Annotated in this window: 23 protein-coding genes; 22 read left to right on the top strand and 1 reads right to left on the bottom strand. The window is 42.3% G+C overall.

Translation table 11 applies throughout. The features are described from left to right. Positions 1–346 precede the first annotated feature (346 nt). The 8 genes from J2Z48_RS13605 to J2Z48_RS13570 all read left to right on the top strand — a co-directional run bounded on the left by J2Z48_RS13605 (position 347) and on the right by J2Z48_RS13570 (position 5,461). Complete coding sequence (locus J2Z48_RS13605; RefSeq protein ID WP_307254382.1) at positions 347–484, top strand: hypothetical protein; 138 nt, start codon at positions 347–349, stop codon at positions 482–484. A gap of 116 nt (positions 485–600) precedes the next feature. Further along, positions 601–1,152 (top strand): ReoY family proteolytic degradation factor, encoded by a 552-nt coding sequence (locus J2Z48_RS13600; RefSeq protein WP_307254380.1) that lies wholly within the window; start codon positions 601–603, stop codon positions 1,150–1,152. A gap of 50 nt (positions 1,153–1,202) precedes the next feature. Further along, positions 1,203–1,664: a DUF2487 family protein gene (locus tag J2Z48_RS13595; protein WP_307254378.1), complete on the top strand. Its 462-nt coding sequence runs from the start codon at positions 1,203–1,205 to the stop codon at positions 1,662–1,664. A 159-nt stretch (positions 1,665–1,823) separates the two neighbouring features. Next, a complete protein-coding gene (locus J2Z48_RS13590; protein WP_307254376.1) occupies positions 1,824–2,321 on the top strand; it encodes a QcrA and Rieske domain-containing protein in 498 nt (165 codons plus the stop codon). A gap of 29 nt (positions 2,322–2,350) precedes the next feature. Further along, a complete protein-coding gene (gene qcrB / locus J2Z48_RS13585; RefSeq protein WP_131848537.1) occupies positions 2,351–3,022 on the top strand; it encodes a menaquinol-cytochrome c reductase cytochrome b subunit in 672 nt (223 codons plus the stop codon). 25 nt (positions 3,023–3,047) lie between these two features. Then, positions 3,048–3,857: a menaquinol-cytochrome c reductase cytochrome b/c subunit gene (locus J2Z48_RS13580; protein WP_307254374.1), complete on the top strand. Its 810-nt coding sequence runs from the start codon at positions 3,048–3,050 to the stop codon at positions 3,855–3,857. Positions 3,858–3,927: 70 nt separating this feature from the next. Further along, complete coding sequence (locus J2Z48_RS13575; protein ID WP_307254372.1) at positions 3,928–4,569, top strand: DUF1405 domain-containing protein; 642 nt, start codon at positions 3,928–3,930, stop codon at positions 4,567–4,569. Positions 4,570–4,660: 91 nt separating this feature from the next. Continuing rightward, complete coding sequence (locus J2Z48_RS13570; protein ID WP_307254389.1) at positions 4,661–5,461, top strand: sporulation protein YpjB; 801 nt, start codon at positions 4,661–4,663, stop codon at positions 5,459–5,461. 41 nt (positions 5,462–5,502) lie between these two features. On the opposite strand, the gene J2Z48_RS13565 is transcribed toward J2Z48_RS13570, so the two are convergent. Further along, complete coding sequence (locus J2Z48_RS13565; RefSeq protein ID WP_307254370.1) at positions 5,503–6,387, bottom strand: YitT family protein; 885 nt, start codon at positions 6,385–6,387, stop codon at positions 5,503–5,505. A 188-nt stretch (positions 6,388–6,575) separates the two neighbouring features. On the opposite strand from J2Z48_RS13565, the gene J2Z48_RS13560 reads away from it, so the two are divergent. The 14 genes from J2Z48_RS13560 to J2Z48_RS13495 all read left to right on the top strand — a co-directional run bounded on the left by J2Z48_RS13560 (position 6,576) and on the right by J2Z48_RS13495 (position 19,349). Then, positions 6,576–6,926, top strand: coding sequence for a nucleotide pyrophosphohydrolase (locus J2Z48_RS13560; RefSeq protein WP_307254368.1), 351 nt, complete (start codon positions 6,576–6,578; stop codon positions 6,924–6,926). 21 nt (positions 6,927–6,947) lie between these two features. Continuing rightward, complete coding sequence (dapB, locus tag J2Z48_RS13555) at positions 6,948–7,748, top strand: 4-hydroxy-tetrahydrodipicolinate reductase (protein ID WP_307254366.1); 801 nt, start codon at positions 6,948–6,950, stop codon at positions 7,746–7,748. 28 nt (positions 7,749–7,776) lie between these two features. Next, the gene (locus J2Z48_RS13550) at positions 7,777–8,166 is read left to right on the top strand and encodes a methylglyoxal synthase (RefSeq protein ID WP_307254364.1); all 390 of its coding nucleotides are present in this window, start codon (positions 7,777–7,779) and stop codon (positions 8,164–8,166) included. A 15-nt stretch (positions 8,167–8,181) separates the two neighbouring features. Then, entirely contained in the window at positions 8,182–8,889 is a 708-nt protein-coding gene (gene bshB1 / locus J2Z48_RS13545) for a bacillithiol biosynthesis deacetylase BshB1 (RefSeq protein WP_307254361.1), read from the top strand. Between the two features lie 39 nt (positions 8,890–8,928). Continuing rightward, a complete protein-coding gene (bshA, locus tag J2Z48_RS13540; protein ID WP_307254358.1) occupies positions 8,929–10,053 on the top strand; it encodes an N-acetyl-alpha-D-glucosaminyl L-malate synthase BshA in 1,125 nt (374 codons plus the stop codon). A gap of 15 nt (positions 10,054–10,068) precedes the next feature. Next, positions 10,069–11,295 carry a CCA tRNA nucleotidyltransferase gene (locus J2Z48_RS13535; protein WP_307254356.1) on the top strand — a complete coding sequence of 409 codons (1,227 nt, stop codon included), beginning with the start codon at positions 10,069–10,071 and terminating at the stop codon, positions 11,293–11,295. Next, a complete protein-coding gene (locus J2Z48_RS13530; RefSeq protein WP_307254354.1) occupies positions 11,276–12,259 on the top strand; it encodes a biotin--[acetyl-CoA-carboxylase] ligase in 984 nt (327 codons plus the stop codon). The genes J2Z48_RS13535 and J2Z48_RS13530 overlap by 20 nt, the downstream gene beginning before the upstream one ends. A gap of 13 nt (positions 12,260–12,272) precedes the next feature. Then, a complete protein-coding gene (gene panB, locus J2Z48_RS13525; protein WP_307254350.1) occupies positions 12,273–13,139 on the top strand; it encodes a 3-methyl-2-oxobutanoate hydroxymethyltransferase in 867 nt (288 codons plus the stop codon). Beyond that, a complete protein-coding gene (gene panC / locus J2Z48_RS13520) occupies positions 13,136–13,999 on the top strand; it encodes a pantoate--beta-alanine ligase (protein ID WP_307254348.1) in 864 nt (287 codons plus the stop codon). Before panB ends, panC begins: the two co-directional genes overlap by 4 nt. A 3-nt stretch (positions 14,000–14,002) precedes the next feature. Continuing rightward, positions 14,003–14,386 carry an aspartate 1-decarboxylase gene (gene panD / locus J2Z48_RS13515; RefSeq protein ID WP_307254347.1) on the top strand — a complete coding sequence of 128 codons (384 nt, stop codon included), beginning with the start codon at positions 14,003–14,005 and terminating at the stop codon, positions 14,384–14,386. Positions 14,387–14,510: 124 nt separating this feature from the next. After that, positions 14,511–15,887, top strand: coding sequence for a tetratricopeptide repeat protein (locus tag J2Z48_RS13510; protein WP_307254346.1), 1,377 nt, complete (start codon positions 14,511–14,513; stop codon positions 15,885–15,887). Between the two features lie 31 nt (positions 15,888–15,918). Continuing rightward, complete coding sequence (ku, locus tag J2Z48_RS13505) at positions 15,919–16,788, top strand: non-homologous end joining protein Ku (RefSeq protein ID WP_307254388.1); 870 nt, start codon at positions 15,919–15,921, stop codon at positions 16,786–16,788. A 354-nt stretch (positions 16,789–17,142) separates the two neighbouring features. Continuing rightward, on the top strand, positions 17,143–18,090 hold the full coding sequence (locus tag J2Z48_RS13500) for an ABC transporter ATP-binding protein (protein WP_307254344.1): 948 nt from the start codon (positions 17,143–17,145) through the stop codon (positions 18,088–18,090). A 23-nt stretch (positions 18,091–18,113) separates the two neighbouring features. After that, a complete protein-coding gene (locus J2Z48_RS13495; protein WP_307254386.1) occupies positions 18,114–19,349 on the top strand; it encodes an ABC transporter permease in 1,236 nt (411 codons plus the stop codon). The last annotated feature ends 16 nt before the right edge of the window (positions 19,350–19,365 follow it).

Below are 19,365 nucleotides of genomic sequence, written 5' to 3'. Positions count from 1 at the left end.
GATCGTGAATGTATAACACACTAAATGAATAATATCTAAATCTGCGATTTACAGAGAATAAGAGAGATCCACTCAATATTTCGGGGGTTAAGCCGCTTTAACGGGATCTGAAAGATGTAGTCAGATAGGGGTACAGGAAGGAAAACAGCTCTATCGATTCTGGATTCGTCTCTATCGGCGTCCGATTCCTCAATTACCCATTATTTTAAGATGGATTGGTCTACTCTCCTACCCGAATTGGATATCGGTTTCAGCGATTTATCAAGCAGTCTGTCCTTGGTTAAAGCCGTTTTATTATGAAACAGAGAAATCGTTATTCCAAAAAATCATGGAGATGTTGGTTCATTTGGGGATTGGAAAGTGGGGAGAGGAGAATCAGGAAGCGTATTTTACTCTCACATCGAATGGGGTTAGGTGGATGCATGGCATTTCTGCATTTGGTGAACAGACAATTGAAGAAGGGTTTATTCAGTCGCCGAAGTAGGAAAATGGATTCTTTAACTCGAATGTAATAGTTATAGGTGTAATAGGATAGATACAAAGAGCTACATCTTTGTCAGAGATCGACTCATTCACCCATCCATGCAAGGGGGAAGGCAGATGAGCAACAGTGTTACCGTTTCAGAGAAAAAACAGTTTATCAACTGGTTTTTGAATCGGTATGAGTTACAAAAAAAAGAGGCGGCTTGGCTGCTCAGTTACCTGTCCTCAGATGAACAACTATTAAAACGAGTCCATTTCGTTGATCACGTGGAAAATCTACCTAAAGCGATACTAATGTCTACGAAATGTGTCAAGAAGCCATCTTTTCAGTTTAAGAAGAAAAAGCGGTTAGGTACAGACGTAGAAAGTGCTTATTTTGACATCAAGTCGTTTCCAAATGAAGATATTTATATTGGTTTGTACTTTAAAGATTGTGCATCGTGTCCAGAGTTTGCTGCTGTATTGGAGGTAAATCCTTTGGAAAAACAGGATCTCGCACAAGATCAGCTACTAAGTCTGTTCGCGGAGATGTTTCTGGACCATACGATGAAGGAATTTCATAAAAAAGAGTTATATGTCCAGATCGACCAATCTCTAGCAGATCGAGATGAAGAAAGATTTGCTACCTTAACAGCGGAACTAAGAAAATTAGAGAAAGACATGATATAATGCTCAGCAGAAGCTGGGCTTTTTTTGTTTGAGAAAAGAAGGATGTGGACATGATGAAACTATATACAGTAGAGGATCAGGAGTGGCAACAAGTAGCTCCTTTTGTAGATACGTTGATCTTACCTGTAGCCAGCTGTTTTATGGAGCACAAACAGTTACCTTTTCAAAGTTTTCATCGGTTGGAGCGTGTAGCAGAGCGTGTGGAACAAGGCTTACAAGGCAGGGTATTTTTGCTACCTACCGTTGTAGATTATGGAATGGCTCCTGAGTTATTTCGTTCAGTGATTCACAACACGGTTCAGTCATTACAAAAATCTGGCTTTAGTCACCTCGTTGTGTTAACAGATGAAAAACATGCATATATGGAGAATGATGAGAGCCCAGATTCACCCGTGTTTTCCATGGTTACCAAGGTTGTGTCGTGTGAATCTGACGACGATACGTGGGAGCTAGAAAAGCATGTGCGAGAGACGACGGAAACAATTGTACAAAATTGGCAGAACACATATTGAAAACTTGTTACGTTTCTCACATGAGTTTTCTTGATTTTTCAGATGCCATTCGCTATTATTGGAGATGTCCTAGTAAAAGAATAAGTCCTAGCATGTGTAAAAGGTTCCGTTTCCCGTGTTTCAACGGTTCATGCCGTGTAGAAGGAGGTCGGACTTGTCGTGAGTAAAAAAGTTTCCCGCCGCCAATTTTTAACGTATACGTTGGGTGGGACGGCTGGTTTCCTTGGAATGGGCATGCTTTTTCCTATGATCCGTTTTGCAGCAGATCCTATGCTGAAAAAGGGAGGAAAGGGAGCATTCGTCAATACGAACTTGACAGAGGGTCAAATTAATGAAACTCCTCAAGCAGTTGATTTTCGTGTAGCAGTAAAAGACGGATGGTATGTTCCAGAAGGTGGGGAGCCCCGTACAGCTTGGGTTATGAAAAGCGAAGGAAAGATCCTAGCGCTTTCACCTGTTTGTAAGCATTTGGGTTGTACTGTAGGTTGGGATAGTAACCCACAATTCAAGGGTGAATTTTTCTGCCCTTGTCATTTTGGTCGTTATTTTAAAAATGGAACAAACGTTCCTGGTACACCACCAACTAAACCACTTGATCAATACGAAACCAAAATTGAGGCTGGGCATTTGTGGATTGGCCCAATCAAAAAAGCTTAAATACTCGATCATGAGGAGGTGTCGCGTTTATGTTGCGCGCGGTCTACAAGTGGGTGGATGAACGCCTCGATGTCACGCCGATCTGGCGAGATGTTGCGGATCATGAAGTACCGGAACATGTGAACCCAGCACACCATTTCTCCGCATTTATTTATTGTTTTGGTGGACTGACTTTTTTCGTTGTTATGATTCAAATCCTTTCAGGGATGTTTCTGGCAATGTATTATGTTCCGGATATCATTAACGCCCACGCAAGTGTTAAGTATCTACAAACTGAGGTTGCCATGGGGACGATTGTTCGTGGTATGCACCACTGGGGTGCAAGTGTCGCGATCGTAATGCTATTCTTACATACGTTACGTGTATTCTTCACTGGCTCCTATAAAAATCCACGTGAATTTAACTGGATCGTCGGAGTATTGATCTTCTTTATGATGTTAGGTCTTGGATTTACCGGATACCTATTACCTTGGGATAATAAAGCTTACTTTGCAACCAAGGTAGGAATTCAGATTGCAGAATCGGTTCCATTTATAGGGAGCTATCTTGCTACGTTCTTGCAAGGTGGCGATATGGTAGGTGCAACCACAATACCTCGATTCTATGCACTTCATGTGTTCTTTTTACCAGCAGGGTTGCTAGGTTTACTAGCTACTCACTTTATCTTAATACGCCGTCAGGGCATCTCTGGCCCGTTATAAGCCGTATACGTGAGGAGGGATCCACTTGGCACACAATCAAGACGGAAACCAGAAGCAAGTCCACTATGTGGGAGACTCGCGTGTAAGGGTGAATTCGAAAGAGATGCTCCCCCCAGATTACTCTCAGTTTCCTGGCAAGACAGAACAGTTTTTTCCTGACTTCTTGCTAAAAGAGTGGATGGTCGCAGCGGTTTTCCTAGTAGGTTTTATGACTTTGGTTATGGCTGAGTCGCCACCGTTGGGTGATATTGCAGACCCTACGAATACTGGTTTCTTGCCTGTACCAGACTGGTATTTCTTATTCTTGTATCAGTTATTGAAATATAAATGGGCAGCGGGTCCGTTTATCTCGATTGGGATTATCGTTGTACCAGGGTTATTGTTCGGTGGTTTGATGCTAGCTCCATTTTTGGACACTAGCAAAGAACGTCGTCCATTAAAACGCCCTGCGACAACATGGATCGCAATCCTATCACTTCTCGGAGTGATCGGGCTAACTTGGGCTGCAGAAGCAGAGCACGTGATCCAAGTTTCATCTTCTTCCGGTACCCCTGCGAAAGATAAAAAGATTGTCGCAGAACAAGACAAAGGCTACGAGCTTTATAAAAAGAATGCTTGTATCAAATGTCACGGTGACAAACTGCAAGGGGTTCAAGGTCCTCCACTTCTTGGTGTAGGGGATCGTACAAAAGGCGAGGATGAAAAGTTGACTCGTAAGGATATCGAGCACATCATCGACAATGGTCGTGGTGCGATGCCAGCAGGTATGTTCCAAGGTTCCGAAGCCGATAAACAGGTTCTTCTCAACTGGCTCATGCAACAAAAACAAAAATAACAATTGATCCAAAAAAACCTGGTTGCCATTCGGTGACTAGGTTTTTTCCGGATCATAAGGAGAATTGAGGATGACTCCTGCCTTGCATTATATTCGAAGTGTCATGATAGAGCGGTGGTTTTTACTTTCTCTCTTTGTGATTAATTTGATTGGTACGATCTATGGTTATTATTGGTATAAAGAGCAACTGATGATGACGAAATGGTATCAAATTCCGTTTGTGCCGGATAGCCCAACAGCTAGTTTGTTTTTTACAGTGGTTCTGTTTTTATATCTTATGAAGAAAAGAAGCCCCCTTATCGAGGCTTTGGCGTGTGTCACTCTGTTTAAATATGGGATATGGGCAGTCGTTATGATTGTCTGGGGAGCGGCTGTGGCTCCCATTCCTTGGACGGAGTCTCTTACATGGGAGCATTGGATGTTAATCGGATCGCATCTCGGGATGGCGTTGCAAGGGATTTTGTATTTCCCTTATTACACCTTCCAAAAAAGAGATATCTTGATCACGGCTACTTGGACACTTCTCAATGACTATTTTGACTACCAGTTTGATTTACATCCATGGGTAGTGACCGAGTTAGATCGCTATATACCGTCTGTTGCGTTCTTTACGGTTGTGTTAGGGCTGACAAGTGTTTTCCTAGCGGCGATCTTCATGATGATTCCGAGTAAGGTTCGATTATGGGAATATAAAAGGTTATATCAAAAATAGTGAGCATTTTTCCCCTCTTAAGACATGTGAGTTGGACAACCTGAATAAGGTAGTAGTACGAGTATGTTAACAGGAGGGGACCCTGTTGTGGATGCGACTTTGCTTGATACTTGTTATGTTAAACGGATTCTTTTTTTGGAATATGCCAGATACATGGGCTGAGGATAAACTGCCTTCCGAAAGTACAAAGGAGCAAGAATGGCTACAATTAGCGCTTCAGGCTCAGAAACAGATTGCACAACCAAAAAGTTTAGTAGAAGCCAAATCGACTGTTACGAAGCTGGCTATGTCCTTTTCGCAAACGAATTTTCAAGAAAAAAAGTATTCATTAGGCGTGATTTCGGTCTTATCTAATACGATTTTAGAGATGGACGAGCAATTGAATCAGGCGTTGATAGATCCGGAGGGATTAGCGGAACGAGCGAGGAAGTTAGTGTATTCATTTGATGTTCTCGTTCATAAGAATCAGCCTTTATGGCGTAATGCAGAGCCTGAGTTACAACGATATGTTAGTGGTATCAAACAATCAAACCAAGAACAGAGGCAAGAGGATCTTCAGGAAGCTGTTCGCCAATTTCAAAAAAGCTTTGATCTGGTGCGTCCAGCTATTTTGATATCAAAAAGTCCAGCTATTTTACAAAAAGTAGATTCTATGCTTGCTTTTCTCAGTAAAAACAAGAATTTTTCAGAAAATGAGACGATTATTCAACTTCTTGAGCAGCTGATTCCGAAAATTTTTCATGGAAGCGATCAAGATGTGATGAAACTGCTAAAACCTACTGTGCAAATGCCGATGCCGATGGTCATTATTTGGTTGCTCAGCACGATTTTGATTGTATTGAGTTATTTTTTATGGAAGAAATATGAGGGGACGAAAGCAGGAACCACATAGTAAAAAGCACTCATTCGTAAATAAAAATGAGTGCTTTTTGATTATTTCCTTGCTTTTTTTATATTTTTTTCTACTTCGTCAGGCGTTTCATACGAGAATCCTTCTCCATATACATCTCGAACGTCATGAATGACCATAAAAGCGTATGGGTCTGCATTGTGAACGATTTGTTTTAGTTTAGGGATTTGATTAGGTGCAAGGACGATGTAAATAACATTTTTCTCGGTTCCGGTGTATCCACCTTTGCCTTGTAAGAACGTGACACCACGCCCCATTTTCTGCGTGATCTCATCAGCTAATAAAACGGCTGCGTTGGAGATGATGGTTGCTGCTTTGGAGGCGTTTAGTCCCTCTACGACAAAATCAATTACACGCGCCCCGACGAATACAACGATTAGGGTATACATGGCTTTATCCAAACCGATAATTTTACTGGATATGAGTATGACAAAAAAGTCAAAGACAAACATTGTTTTCCCCATGCTCCAACCGAAGTACTTGCTCATCAGGCGAGCAATAATGTCCGCGCCACCTGTTGTTCCCCCAACCCGGAATATTAAGCCAAGACCGATTCCGACTAATACTCCTGTGTAGAGGGAGGCTAGTAGTACGTCTTGACGGGAGCTTCCAAGCCCTGCTGTCCATTCGATAAATAGGGAGAAGGAAGTGGTTCCGATTAAGGTGTAAAATAATGTTTGTTTTCCAAATACCCTATATCCAACAAAAAAGAGTGGAATGTTTAATGCCAAGATGATCCATCCAGGCGATAAGCCAAATTGGTAGTTGGCTAACAAAGCAATCCCTGTGAAGCCGCCTTCGGCTAATTGGTTCGGAATCGCAAAGTAGTTGATTCCGACAGCCGCAATAAAGGCCCCGATTAAGATGGAGAGAATATTGCGGATGTGCATGTAAATTTGTTTCTTCATAATAGCTCGCTCCGTTTAACAGAATGATGAACTAATTCTGCTGTAGTGTAGTATACCCAGATATAATATCAAAAATCCGAGAGCGTTTCTTAATTAAATTTCCGAATAGCTGGGTTTAAAGATCCTTTTTTAGTAACTTTATATCTTACGCTTGATAGGGTAACATGGGAAGGTCAGGAGGTATTACGATGTCAGAAAAAAAATCGAAAACGTTTCACGATATTCAGTGTGAAGTGGATGAATATATTGGTCAATTTAAGGAAGGTTATTTTCAGCCGCTATCTATGCTTGCTCGTATGACAGAAGAAGTGGGTGAGTTAGCGAGGGAAGTAAACCATCAATTTGGGGAAAAGCCAAAAAAGAAGACGGAAGAAGAGAATTCCATTCAAAATGAATTGGGAGATCTTATTTTTATCATAGCTTGTTTTGCTAATTCCCTTGACATTGATCTTCAAGAGGCATTTGATGGAGTAATGAGCAAATACAATACGCGTGACAAAGATCGATGGACACGAAAAGAGAATGAAAAAGAGAGATAAGAGAAAGAGGAGTAGGACACCATGAGTATTCGTATTATCATCGCTGGAGCTTCCGGCAAGATGGGACAAGAAGCAGTAAAATTGATTCAACGAGTAGCCGATTTTCAATTAGTAGGTGCGGTTTCACGCTCTGAAGAAGGGAAAGATGTAGGAGAGGTAATCGGGATTGGGTCACTCGGGATCTCTTTTCATCGTTCTGTTGCTACCGTGTTGGATGAAGTGGAAGCAGATGTTTTAATCGACTTCACTTCGCCCGAATGTGTAAAAGATCATATGGAGCTATGCTTGCATGCAGGGGTTCGTCCAGTAGTAGGGACAACTGGTCTCAGCGAGGAAGAAATCGATCAGCTTCAAAAAGACTTTGCACAGAAGAAGCTGGGGGCCTTAATTATCCCTAACTTTGCGATTGGGGCTGTTTTGATGATGGTATTTGCGGCAAAAGCGGCTAAATATCTGCCCCATGTAGAGATTATTGAATCACATCATGATAATAAGCTAGATGCTCCATCAGGCACATCACTGAAAACAGCGGAATTGATTGCAGAAGCGCGCAAAGAGGTAAAGCAGGGTCATCCTTCTGAACAGGAAGTATGGGAAGGGGCGCGTGGAGCATACTATAGCGGTTTCCGTATCCACAGTGTTCGTTTGCCAGGGCTTGTGGCTCACCAAGAAGTTCTCTTCGGTGGAGATGGGCAATTATTGACGATTCGGCATGACTCATTAAATAGGGAATCGTTTATGCCTGGGGTGGATCTCTCTGTTCGAAAAGTGATGAATTTGGATCATCTTGTGTATGGATTAGAAGAAATTTTAGATATGTAATCGTACCATATCGAAGGTGGAGAACTAGATGAATATTGCACTCATTTCACATGATGCATTGAAAAAAAAGATGGTGAACTTTGCTATTGCGTATGAACCGTTACTTCTTTCACATCGCTTATATGCAACAGGGACAACTGGAGCTATGATTATGGAAGCGACACAGCTAGAAGTTAGGCGGTTTTTATCAGGTCCATTGGGTGGCGATCAACAGATCGGAGCGCTAGTGGCTGAGCAGAATATTGATCTCATTCTTTTTTTTCGAGATCCGCTTACCTCTCAGCCTCATGAACCTGATATTTTAGCTTTGTTACGATTGGCGGATGTTCATGACATTCCCGTGGGAACGAATTTAGCAACAGCAGAAATTCTGATTCGTTCTCTCGATCAAGAGGGATTTATCAAACGAGATGAATAGAGAGAAGGGAATGTAGTGGAAGAATTTCATTCGGTAGATTTGTTGGCTTTTGGTGCCCATCCTGATGATGTGGAGATTGGTGCATCCGGGATTTTAGCCAAGCATTCTGTAGCGGGGAAACGTGTGGCGATTTGTAGCTTAACAGAGGCTGAACTTTCTTCAAATGGTACGGTTGAACTCCGTAGAGAAGAAGCGAAGAAGGCAGGAAAGGCCTTGGGTTTGGTTGGACACTATAATCTTCAATTGCCAGACCGTGGTCTAACGGGATCACCAGAGCAATTAGTGAAGATGGTTCAAGTGATTAGACAATGCCGTCCTTCTGTCATCCTAGCTCCTTACTTTGAAGATCGTCACCCAGACCATGTGGCCTGTAGCAAATTGGTGAATGAAGCAATTTTTAACGCAGGCCTTAAAAATGTTCAAACACCTGGTAATGAGTCACATCATCGCATACAACAGCTGTATTACTATTTTCTCAATGACATCGCCAAAGCAGATATCATTGTGGATATTAGTGACGTATATGAGAAAAAAATGGACTCCATCCTAGCTTATCGTAGTCAGTTTCAACGAGCAGAAGGACAAGTTGAAACTCCCATTAACGGTCCATCCTTTTTGTCGATGATTCAGGGGCGGGACCAGATGTGGGGGCAGATGATTGGAGTACAATATGGCGAAGCCTTAGTAAGTCCACGCCCTATAAAGCAGCAATTATTAGTATAGGTTGTGTGTAAGTAGCAAAATAGGATAGGGGTGCAACTTATGAAAATCGGTATCACATGTTACCCCACACACGGTGGCTCTGGGGTGGTGGCGACAGAGTTAGGAAAATTACTAGCTGACCGTGGTCATCAAGTCCACTTTATCAGCTATGATATGCCTTTTCGCTTAGGCGGATTTCACCAAAACATATATTATCATCCAGTAGAAGCTAATCAGTATTCTCTGTTTAAATATCCTCCTTATGACTTGGCTCTAGCTAGCCGAATGGCACAGGTTGCCCAAACCTACAAGTTGGACTTGCTCCATGTCCATTATGCTGTGCCCCATGCGATTGCGGCTGTTTTGGCAAAGCAGATGGTAGGGGATCATCTAAAAATCGTAACAACTCTTCATGGTACAGACATTACGGTACTAGGCGAAGATCCGGTGCTAAAAGATGTGATCAAATTTGGCATTACCCAGAGTGACCGGGTGACAGCAGTGTCAGATAGCCTAGCAGAACAAACGGTTGATATTTTTCAAGTCGAGACTCCGATTGAGCGGATCTATAACTTTGTTGACCAACGCGTGTATTATCCTAGGGACGTGACAGGAGCTTGTGAGAAATATACGCCTTGTAGTCACGAAAAAACGTTGTTACATATCTCCAACTTTCGCCCTGTGAAACGGACAGAAGACGTGATTCGAATCTTTGCCCAAGTGCATGAGAAGGTTCCAACACGATTGCTATTAGTGGGAGAAGGACCAGACTCTATACCGATCCGCAAAATGGTGCAAAGTCTTGGACTCGAAAAGAAGGTCTCATTCTTAGGTAAACAAGACGATGTAGCACAAATCCACTCGTTAGCCGATCTGTTACTCCTTCCATCGGAAAAAGAAAGCTTTGGTCTGGTTGCACTCGAGGCGATGGCTTGCGGAGTCCCTACAATTGGATCAAACGCAGGTGGACTGCCTGAAGTTGTAGAACATGGTGTAACCGGCTTCCTTTCACATATCGGTGACGTAGATTCGATGGCGAACCATGCTATCAAACTATTAACCCAACCTGCCTTATACGATCAATTTGTACAAGCTGGTATGGATAGAGTGCAAAAACTCTTCTCCGGAGAAGCGGTTGTCGGGTTATATGAAAGTTTGTATCGTGAGGTACTAGAGGAACGTTAAAAGGTGGTGGAACACATGGACCCTCGGCGAAAAGCAGCTCATGAAGTGATTCAAATGCTAAACGAATCAGGCTATGAAGCATACCTAGTGGGGGGATGTGTGCGCGATCTACTACTGGATCGTATCCCAAACGATTATGATATAGCCACTTCAGCCACCCCAACTGAGGTTCAAAAGCTATTTTCTCGTTCGTTTGCTACGGGAATTGAGCATGGGACCGTAACGGTGCTGTGGGATCAAGAAATTGTAGAAGTGACTACGTTTCGAACAGAGGGGTTTTATGAAGACCATCGTCGTCCAAGTGGAGTCCAGTTTGTCCGATCCTTACGAGATGATTTACAGCGGAGGGATTTTACGATTAATGCGATGGCGATGGATTTGGATGGAAATTTATATGACTATTTTGATGGACACGCTGACTTAGAGAGCGGAATCATTCGTGCAGTGGGGACTGCGAAGGAACGATTTCAGGAAGATGCTTTGCGTATGATTCGAGCTGCGCGATTTTCGGCTCAGTTTTCCTTTTCGATTGATCCGCTTACCCAAGAAGCGATGGTATGTTGCAAGCAGGATGTGAAGTACCTGTCTGTCGAACGAATTATGACCGAGATGGATAAGATTTTGGGAAGCCCCACCCCGCACATGGGTTTTCAGGTGTTGTTACAGACTGAACTTTTTCATCACATGCCTCCCTTTACGGGGTGGCAATGGGATCAGGAAAGAGTAGGAGAACGGCTTACCCATATCCCAAGCAACTGTCAGCGCGCAGGGAAGTGGGTTTGGTTCCTTCTAGCATTCAGTACTACTGCGGACTCAGTGGAAAGCAGAACTCGTGAATGTAAGTCTTCCAAAAAAGACTCCCAGCTCTTCCAGTCTATTATGGAGATTCAAGCTGAATGGACAGAGGTGAAGGAGCCTGACGAGAAATGGATGAAGCCAATTTTGCTCCGTTATGGATGGGAACCCGTTGTAGAAAGCTACTGCATTCAACAAGCACTATACAATGAAACGGGTTGTAAATGGGAGCAATTACGAGATTGGTGGGAAGAGATGCCCGTTAGAAAGGTAACGGATCTATCGATTCAAGGAAATGAATTAATTTCAGTCGTAGGAAAAAAACCGGGTCCATGGGTAAAAGGAACTTTATCAGAATTATGTCAATCGGTTGCATTGGGAGAGATTCCAAATCAAAAAGAAATTTTGTTGAAAGTAGGGGGCCAAATTGCCACAAAGTATTCGTGATGAAATCTTGGCCGTATTATTGGACCGTCAGCCTAATTACTTATCTGGGGAAGAGTTAAGCCATCAAGTGGGGGTAAGTAGGGCGGCGATATGGAAGCACATGGAGGAACTGCGGGCAGGGGGATATGAGATTGAAGCGAAACCGCGCAGTGGCTATCGTCTGGTATACCGACCTGATCGAGTTGCTCCAGAAGAAATCTATCCTCATCTACAAACCAAACGGTTTGGTCGTGAAATTCAATATCAAAACCAGACCCCATCCACACAGTTAATCGCGCATCAATGGGCTAAAGATGACGCGCCAGAAGGGGCTATTGTCGTTGCAGAAGAACAAATTGATGGTAAAGGTCGTCTGGGTCGTGTATGGCATTCTCCGCCTCGTACCGGAATTTGGATGAGCCTGATTGTACGTCCACCCATCGCTTTACAAAATGCATCTCATCTCACGATCTTAACATCCGTTGGGATTAAGCGTGGGATCGAACGAGTGACTGGCTTGGACATACAAATTAAATGGCCCAACGATTTGCTGATAGATGGAAAGAAGGTTTGTGGGGTATTAACGGAAATCCGTGGAGAGCAGGACCGCATTCACTATGCTATTATCGGGATCGGGATGAATGTGAATACAAAAAAACAAGATTTCACAAAAGAAATTTTGGACATCGCCACATCGTTATCCATCGAATTAGGTGGAGATATCCACCGTGCAACGTTAATTGCGGCTATTTTAGAAGAATTGGAAGAGTGCTACGAGCGATATCTACAGGAAGGCTTTAAGACGATTCAACAAGAGTGGGAGTCAAGCGCGTATAAGATGGATCAAATGATTACCGTGCGGACACCCCAAGGGGATCATACGGGTATTTTGAAGGGCTTATATGACACAGGCGCACTAAAGTTGCAAGTGGACCAAGGAACCATAGCGATTTATTCTGCGGAGATCGATATAGAAAAATATTGAGGGGATATCAAACATGAAGAAAGTAACGATTCGTACACTGGCCAAGATGAAACGTGAACAAACTCCTATTGCAATGATTACCGCTTATGATTATCCAAGTGCTGTGTTGGTAGAAGAGGCAGGGGCGGATGTGGTATTAGTAGGTGATTCGCTGGGAATGGTAGTTCTCGGTTATGATTCCACGATTCCGGTAACGCTAGCGGATATGATTCATCATACAAAAGCGGTTACTCGCGGTGCGAAGCGAGCCATGGTGATTGCAGATCTCCCTTTCTTGGTTGCGCACTTATCACGAGATGAAGTGTTAAAGGCTGCGGGCAAGTTGATGCAAGAAGCAAATGCTTACGGGGTTAAATTAGAAGGTGGCAGTGAAATAATCGATCAAATTCGTGCTTTGGTGCAAGCGGGTGTCCCGGTGATGGCCCATCTCGGTCTACAACCACAGTCTGTGAATAAACTAGGTGGTTATCTCATTCAAGGAAAAGACCCGTCCTCTGCATTGCATCTAATTGAAGAGGCCAAAAAGGTGGAAGAGGCAGGCGTATTTGCTCTCGTACTTGAATGTGTTCCTGAGGAATTAGCAGGACAGATTCGGGATCAGCTTTCCATCCCTGTGATCGGGATTGGTGCCGGTCGAGATTGTGATGGTCAAGTCCTCGTCTTTCATGATGTGTTGCAAATAGGTGGCGGAGACTTTCAGCCTTCGTTTGTCAAAACATACGCTGATGTGGGTGAATTGATCAAACAAGGGATTCGTTCTTATGTTGAAGAGGTGAAAGGGCATCAATTTCCAGCTGAGGAGCATGTGTCTCATCTGTCCCCTGAGACGGAGCAACATCTCTATGGTGGTAGCCAGAAGGAGAAGGAAGGCATATCATGAGAGTGATTACAACAAAATCTGAACTACGATCTTCCTTACAACCATCACGCATTGCTCGTAAAACGATTGGATTTGTACCAACTATGGGGTATCTACACGAGGGTCACATAAGTTTAGTAAAACAAGCTAAACTAGAGTGTGATATAGTAGTTATGTCGATTTTTGTTAACCCACTACAATTTGGACCAAATGAGGATCTGGATCGTTATCCCCGTGATTTTGAGCGGGACTGTGAGTTAGCGAAGGAAGCAGGAGTCGATTATTTATTCCACCCTGATGTACAAGAGATGTACCCAAATCAATCGTTAACCTATGTACGAGTTGGTCAAATTACAGAAAAGCTATGCGGTGCCTCTCGCCCAGGTCATTTTGATGGTGTGGCTACCGTGGTAACGAAATTATTTCAGATTGTACAACCAGACCGAGCGTATTTTGGGTTGAAAGACGCCCAACAAGTAGCTGTCATCGAACAAATGGTACTGGATTTAGATATCCCTGTAATCATTGTTCCTTGCGAGATTGTTAGAGAATCAGATGGACTAGCATTAAGTTCGCGCAATGTGTTTTTAACTTCCGAACAACATCAACAGGCATTGATTTTGTCGAAAAGCCTTCGGATGGCAAAAGATAAATTAGCTTCTCATTTGTTTGAAAGTACTGATCAAGTGAGTCAATTTGTGATCCAGCAGATTCAAACGCAATCGCTGGCTGAGATAGACTATGTTGATACGTTGCAGTATCCATCACTTCAGAACCCGAACTCTCTTACAGATGATCTACTCATCGCAGTCGCAGTACGTTTCGGCTCAACACGCCTGATTGATAATGTACTGGTCCGTCATAACAACAAGGAGTGTTAATCCATGTTTCGTACGATGATGAAATCGAAAATACATCGTGCTACCGTAACAGAAGCAAATTTGAACTATGTAGGTAGTATCACAATTGATGAGGATATCATGGATCGAGTTGATATCCTGGCTAATGAAAAAGTACAAATCGTCAACAATAATAATGGGGCCCGTCTCGAAACGTATGCTATTCCAGGTGAACGCGGTAGTGGGGTGCTATGTCTAAATGGTGCGGCTGCTCGCCTCGTGCAACCAGGAGATACCGTTATTGTCATTGCTTATGCATTAATGGACGATGCTACTTCGCGAAATTACCGACCGAAGATTGCTATCATGGATGAAGGCAATCAGATTTCACAAATGCTTGGTGAAGAAATCCATGGTGTCATTATCTAAATCAGAAACCAATATAAAAACCCTCTAATTTCTCATTTAGGGGGTTTTTATATTGGTTTCTGAATACATTTCTTCCATAAGGAGATACTCCAAACATCAAGCATGAATGAGCGGAGGAGATTTTATGTTTCAGCCACAATGGATCGAAATCGTAGAACAGACATTAAAAGAGATAGAAGCCAATTATCCTGATAGCCCTTTGAAGGACCGACAAAAATGGAAAGGTCGTTTTCGTCAATTAAAAAAATCGTGTGATCAGTTGTTAGAGTCATGGTCTTCTATTGAGGAGCGAGTCGCCCAATTGATTCATGAGCATCCAGAGCTTATGAGTGAGGAAAAAGAGGTAGAAGAAGAGTTTTGGATTCATGAATCGGTGGTCCGTCAATTTAGACAAGGTCAAGGGTACTTTAATCTTACGATGTTTCACGAAGCAAAAGATTTGTTTCATCAAGTTGTCCATCAAGAGCCTGATTTTTTATTGGGACGTGTCTATCTGGGATTATCACAATTCCATGCGGGTGAACTAGAAGAGTCTGCCAATCATTTTCATCTCGTGATTCATACAACGACACAAGATGTATTTGTCGGGTTTGCCACACATATGCTGGGATGTATAGAAGTGAAACAAGGAAATGATGGGCAAGCTATTAAGCATTTTCGTAAAGTGATTAGCATCATCCCGGATCATAGTGATAGCTGGTTTAACTTAGGTGCTTGTTATTATCGGATGGGCGAGTATCATGAAGCGATTCCCCATTTTTATCATGCCTTAAATATAAATGAGCACGACTGGGAATCGATGCACTATTTATCTAATTGTTATAGGCACTATCGTGAATGGGGAAGCGTCAATTTCTGGCGAATGGCTTCTTATGAGAAAACGCATCATCCGATGGTGATGATTTCTATTGCTCATGATTATGAAGAAATGGGTGAACACGATAAAGCAATCGAATGGTACCGGAAATTGACTGGGAATCAGGAGCATCGATTTACGGCATATCACGGGATTGCTTGGAATTTCTGGGCGAAACATGATGCTGACTCTGCTTTGTTGTGGTTAAAGAAAGGTCTGACACTAGACCCGAAGAATCCAAATTTGTTGTTTACCTACGCCTGGATCTCCTTTTTACAAGGACAAGATGAGAGAGTGGAAAAAGTTTTATCTTACATCCCGATGGAAGCACAAAAACAACCCAATTGGATTGCTATGCGCTCCCGTCTTTCTACGAAAGCAGGAAAGACACCAGAAGCAATTCAAATTGCCGAAGAAATGATCGAACAAACGCAATCCTCTTCTCAAGCAATGGGGCATTACCAAAAAGGAAGAGCTTTATTGGAGATGGGGCAGATACCTGAAGCGATTGAGCAATTTCAGGAGGCGCATTCCCGTTTGAAAAATTGGAGAGATCCTATCTTTTATCAAGGAATTTGTCACTTGATTGAAGGTCGTTCGGATTTGATGCAACAATGTTGGAAAGAAATTTGCTTGTCATCCTAATCATAGATGGGGGTAAACGATCGTGCATACGATGTGGAAAGGATCAATTAGCTTTGGATTGGTAAACATCCCGGTCAAGATGTATGCAGCCACGGAAGAGAAAAATGTTAAGTTTCGTTATCTTCATAGCAAGTGTCAAACGCCGATTCAGACCGTGCGAACTTGTCCGCAATGTCAGCAGGAAGTTCCGTGGGGCGAAGTGGTAAAGGGTTTTGAATATGCGGATGGGAAGTTTGTGGTGATGGATGATGAAGAGATGGCTGCTTTACTACCTGATGCCAATAAAGCGATTGAGATTCTAGATTTTGTCGATCTCAATCAAATTGATCCCATCTATTTTCAAAAAACGTACTACCTAGGCTCTCAGGATCAAAACAATAAAGCATATGCCTTACTGAGAGAAGCATTAAAAGAGTCGAATAAAATTGGCGTGGCCCAGATTACGATCCGTTCCAAGCGCTCATTAGCTGTGATAAGGGTTTATCAAAATTGCTTAGTCATGGAGACCGTTCATTATCCTGACGAAGTTCGTGATGTAAGCATGGTTCCAGGCGTTCCAGATGCGATGGAGTTACCCGAAAAAGAGTTGCAGATGGCAAGGCAGCTGATTGAGAACCTAACGACTGATTTCAAACCTGAACAATATCACGACGAATATCGTCAAGCAATGCAAAATGCAATTGAGCAAAAAATTACAGGTCAAGAAGTAGTAGAAGCCCCTGCACGTCGTCCTGAAAAAGTAATCGATCTAATGGAAGCTCTACGAGCCAGTCTCGAAGCTACCTCTAATAAAGTAAAGGAAACACCCACAGAACCTTCTAAAAAGAAAATGACCAAGAAAAAAACAGATGCTCCCTCAAAAAAACCTACAAAAAAAATACAGAAAAACCAAGAAGCTTAATTTGCCAAAAAGCCCCAAAAGATGAATGGGGTTTTTTTATATATTAATTTAATTATTCTTTTTACAAAGAAATTTCTTATTGATCCAACTCACCATATTTTACTATTCTTAACTACTTGACGACTATATTATGATTCCTATACCATGACATTTAAATAGATTCAAATATATAAAATCATTGTTTCAATCCGTTTCGCCATTTTTATTTGAAATATTTATTAGCAATTACCATTTTCTGATTTATTTTATTCTTTCCTATATCTGGAATGCTGCTATAGGAAGTGAAGAGATAGGACGGTGACCAGCTAGGAGATAGTATTCCAAATCATATTTTGAAATAAAGGGGGCCTTCGGTTGTCTACAAGGGATATTTTAATTTCTACATATGGATTAACCAAAAAATTTGATTCTTTTACCGCAGTGAATGGGGTCGATTTAGATATTTATGAGGGTGAAGTCCTAGGATTGCTTGGACCCAATGGGGCAGGCAAAACTACGCTGATCTCCATGCTGACCACGATTTTGCCACCTGACGGGGGTTCAGCCACCGTATGCGGATATGATTTGACGAAAGAGAGTTCGAAGGTAAAGCAGATGGTAAGCCTTGTTCCCCAAGATCTTGCCCTTTATCTCACGCTCACAGCAGAAGAAAACCTCTCATTTTTCGCCAATTTATACGGTTTGAAAGGGAGAGAGAAGAGGTCTCGAATCAAAGAAGTATTAAAAATTGCTCAATTAGAAGATTGGGCTAATCGAAAAGTAGGGGCTTATTCTGGTGGGATGAAAAGGCGCTTAAATTTAGCAGTAGGCTTATTAAATCGCCCAAAAGTGTTGTTTTTAGATGAACCGACTGTAGGGGTAGACCCGCAATCACGGAATCACATATTCGATTCGATTCAGTACCTAGTAGAAGAGTTTCAGATGACAGTCATTTATACCACTCACTACATGGAGGAAGCTCAAGAGCTTTGTGATCGTGTGGCAATTTATGACAAAGGAAAGATATTGGATTTAGAGGAAACAGACACTTTGCTTCAAAAATACGGAGAAAAGCAATTGGTACTCGATTTTAAGTCGATTCCCGATTGGTTAGTTCAGCATATCTCCTCGTTGCCTTATGTTGATTCTCATCATGTGATCGATAACAAACTGACCATTCATTCTTCGAATCTGCTAGGAGTTACCGAAAATGTTTTGAGCTGGATTCGAACAAACCAGATACCAGTTGAATCTTTTAATGTTCATGAGTCTGATCTAGAGAGTGTATTTCTAAAGTTAACGGGCAAAAAACTACGTGATTAGAGAGCGGAGGGATTCACTTGAGTATGTGGCATATTGCAAAAAAGGACTTGCAAATATTGTTTCGTGATATTCCAGGACTGATTTACTTGTTTTTAACCCCTATCCTTGTGATTGCAGTTGCTAGTTTTGCTTTAGGGGGGGTATTTGGCAGTTCACCTACTAAAAAGTTTGAGATTCCAGTTGTCGTTGAAGACAGTGGACAAGCAGCTAAGGATATGGTGGAGGCATTAAAGAAAGTAGAAGCGTTAGATTTGAAGTTTATGTATGAAGAAAATGGAAAAGAACAGCAGATGACAAGGGATAAAGCCGATGAACTAGTCAGAGATAAGAAGGCTGCGATCATTATTCCAAAAGGATTTTCAGAAGCTGTAACTGGAGGAAAGGAAGCTACGATTCAGATTATCCAGAATCCAACGGATCAAGTGATTCCTGGAGTGATTAAAAATGTGGTATCCGAATATATATCTAAGCTTTCGACTGCGATCGTTGCAAATCAAGTTGGAACTCAAGCTGTACAAAGTTTCGCCAGTACGGTGGGTCAACAGCATAATCTGAAACTAGATCCCACACCAGAAATTTCAAAAATACAAGAGTATATTAAGCAATATACAGCGAAACCCCCTATCAAATATGAGACAAAAAATTTAGAAAGCAAGGGCTCTGCACCCACTACATTTGACTATAACGTACCTGGGTATGCCGTTATGTTCGTCTTATTAGGGGCTACTTCTGCCGCTTCAGTGTTGCTTGAAGAACGTGAGAATGGAACATTGCGCAAATTAAAAACATTACCAATTTCGAGTCATTCCATACTACTAGGGAAAATGCTGTCTAGCTTTATTACGGCAAGTATCCAATGTCTTGTGTTATTTGCAGTTGGCTATCTTGGATTCGGTATGAATCTGGGAGGAAGTATACTTGGGTTACTATTGATGATTGTAAGTACGGCATTTGCAGCAACAGGGTTATCGATGTTGTTAGCCGCATTCTGTAAAACACGCTCTCAAGCAAGTGGTGTTTCGATTTTGTTGGTTCTTGCGATGTCTGCCCTAGGTGGATCTTGGTGGCCACTCTATATCGAACCAGTTTGGATGCAAAAAATTGCTCACATTACCTTGACAGCTTGGTCTACGGGCGGTTTTAGTGATCTGTTGGTCTACGGCAAAGGATTAGTCGACATCCTTCTTCCAGCAGGTGTGTTACTCGGCATGGGGTTACTATTCCTCACCATTGCAATTCGACGTTTTCGTTTTGAGTAATCAGCAGGAGGTGGAT

It is taken from the genome of Croceifilum oryzae, from assembly GCF_030814315.1.
Taxonomy (GTDB): domain Bacteria; phylum Bacillota; class Bacilli; order Thermoactinomycetales; family Thermoactinomycetaceae; genus Baia; species Baia oryzae.
The sequence above is the reverse complement of the archived record's forward strand: the minus strand, read 5'-3'. Positions and strand labels throughout refer to the sequence as shown.

Coding starts and splice junctions, on each gene's coding strand:
- panD (WP_307254347.1), top strand. CDS start 14,003: ATGTTTCGTACGATGATGAAATCGAAAATACATCGTGCTACCGTAACA.
- J2Z48_RS13495 (WP_307254386.1), top strand. CDS start 18,114: ATGTGGCATATTGCAAAAAAGGACTTGCAAATATTGTTTCGTGATATT.
- qcrB (WP_131848537.1), top strand. CDS start 2,351: ATGTTGCGCGCGGTCTACAAGTGGGTGGATGAACGCCTCGATGTCACG.
- J2Z48_RS13570 (WP_307254389.1), top strand. CDS start 4,661: ATGCGACTTTGCTTGATACTTGTTATGTTAAACGGATTCTTTTTTTGG.
- bshA (WP_307254358.1), top strand. CDS start 8,929: ATGAAAATCGGTATCACATGTTACCCCACACACGGTGGCTCTGGGGTG.
- J2Z48_RS13535 (WP_307254356.1), top strand. CDS start 10,069: ATGGACCCTCGGCGAAAAGCAGCTCATGAAGTGATTCAAATGCTAAAC.
- J2Z48_RS13575 (WP_307254372.1), top strand. CDS start 3,928: ATGACTCCTGCCTTGCATTATATTCGAAGTGTCATGATAGAGCGGTGG.
- J2Z48_RS13510 (WP_307254346.1), top strand. CDS start 14,511: ATGTTTCAGCCACAATGGATCGAAATCGTAGAACAGACATTAAAAGAG.
- panC (WP_307254348.1), top strand. CDS start 13,136: ATGAGAGTGATTACAACAAAATCTGAACTACGATCTTCCTTACAACCA.
- dapB (WP_307254366.1), top strand. CDS start 6,948: ATGAGTATTCGTATTATCATCGCTGGAGCTTCCGGCAAGATGGGACAA.
- J2Z48_RS13600 (WP_307254380.1), top strand. CDS start 601: ATGAGCAACAGTGTTACCGTTTCAGAGAAAAAACAGTTTATCAACTGG.
- J2Z48_RS13550 (WP_307254364.1), top strand. CDS start 7,777: ATGAATATTGCACTCATTTCACATGATGCATTGAAAAAAAAGATGGTG.
- J2Z48_RS13560 (WP_307254368.1), top strand. CDS start 6,576: ATGTCAGAAAAAAAATCGAAAACGTTTCACGATATTCAGTGTGAAGTG.
- ku (WP_307254388.1), top strand. CDS start 15,919: ATGTGGAAAGGATCAATTAGCTTTGGATTGGTAAACATCCCGGTCAAG.
- panB (WP_307254350.1), top strand. CDS start 12,273: ATGAAGAAAGTAACGATTCGTACACTGGCCAAGATGAAACGTGAACAA.
- J2Z48_RS13565 (WP_307254370.1), bottom strand. CDS start 6,387: ATGAAGAAACAAATTTACATGCACATCCGCAATATTCTCTCCATCTTA.
- J2Z48_RS13595 (WP_307254378.1), top strand. CDS start 1,203: ATGATGAAACTATATACAGTAGAGGATCAGGAGTGGCAACAAGTAGCT.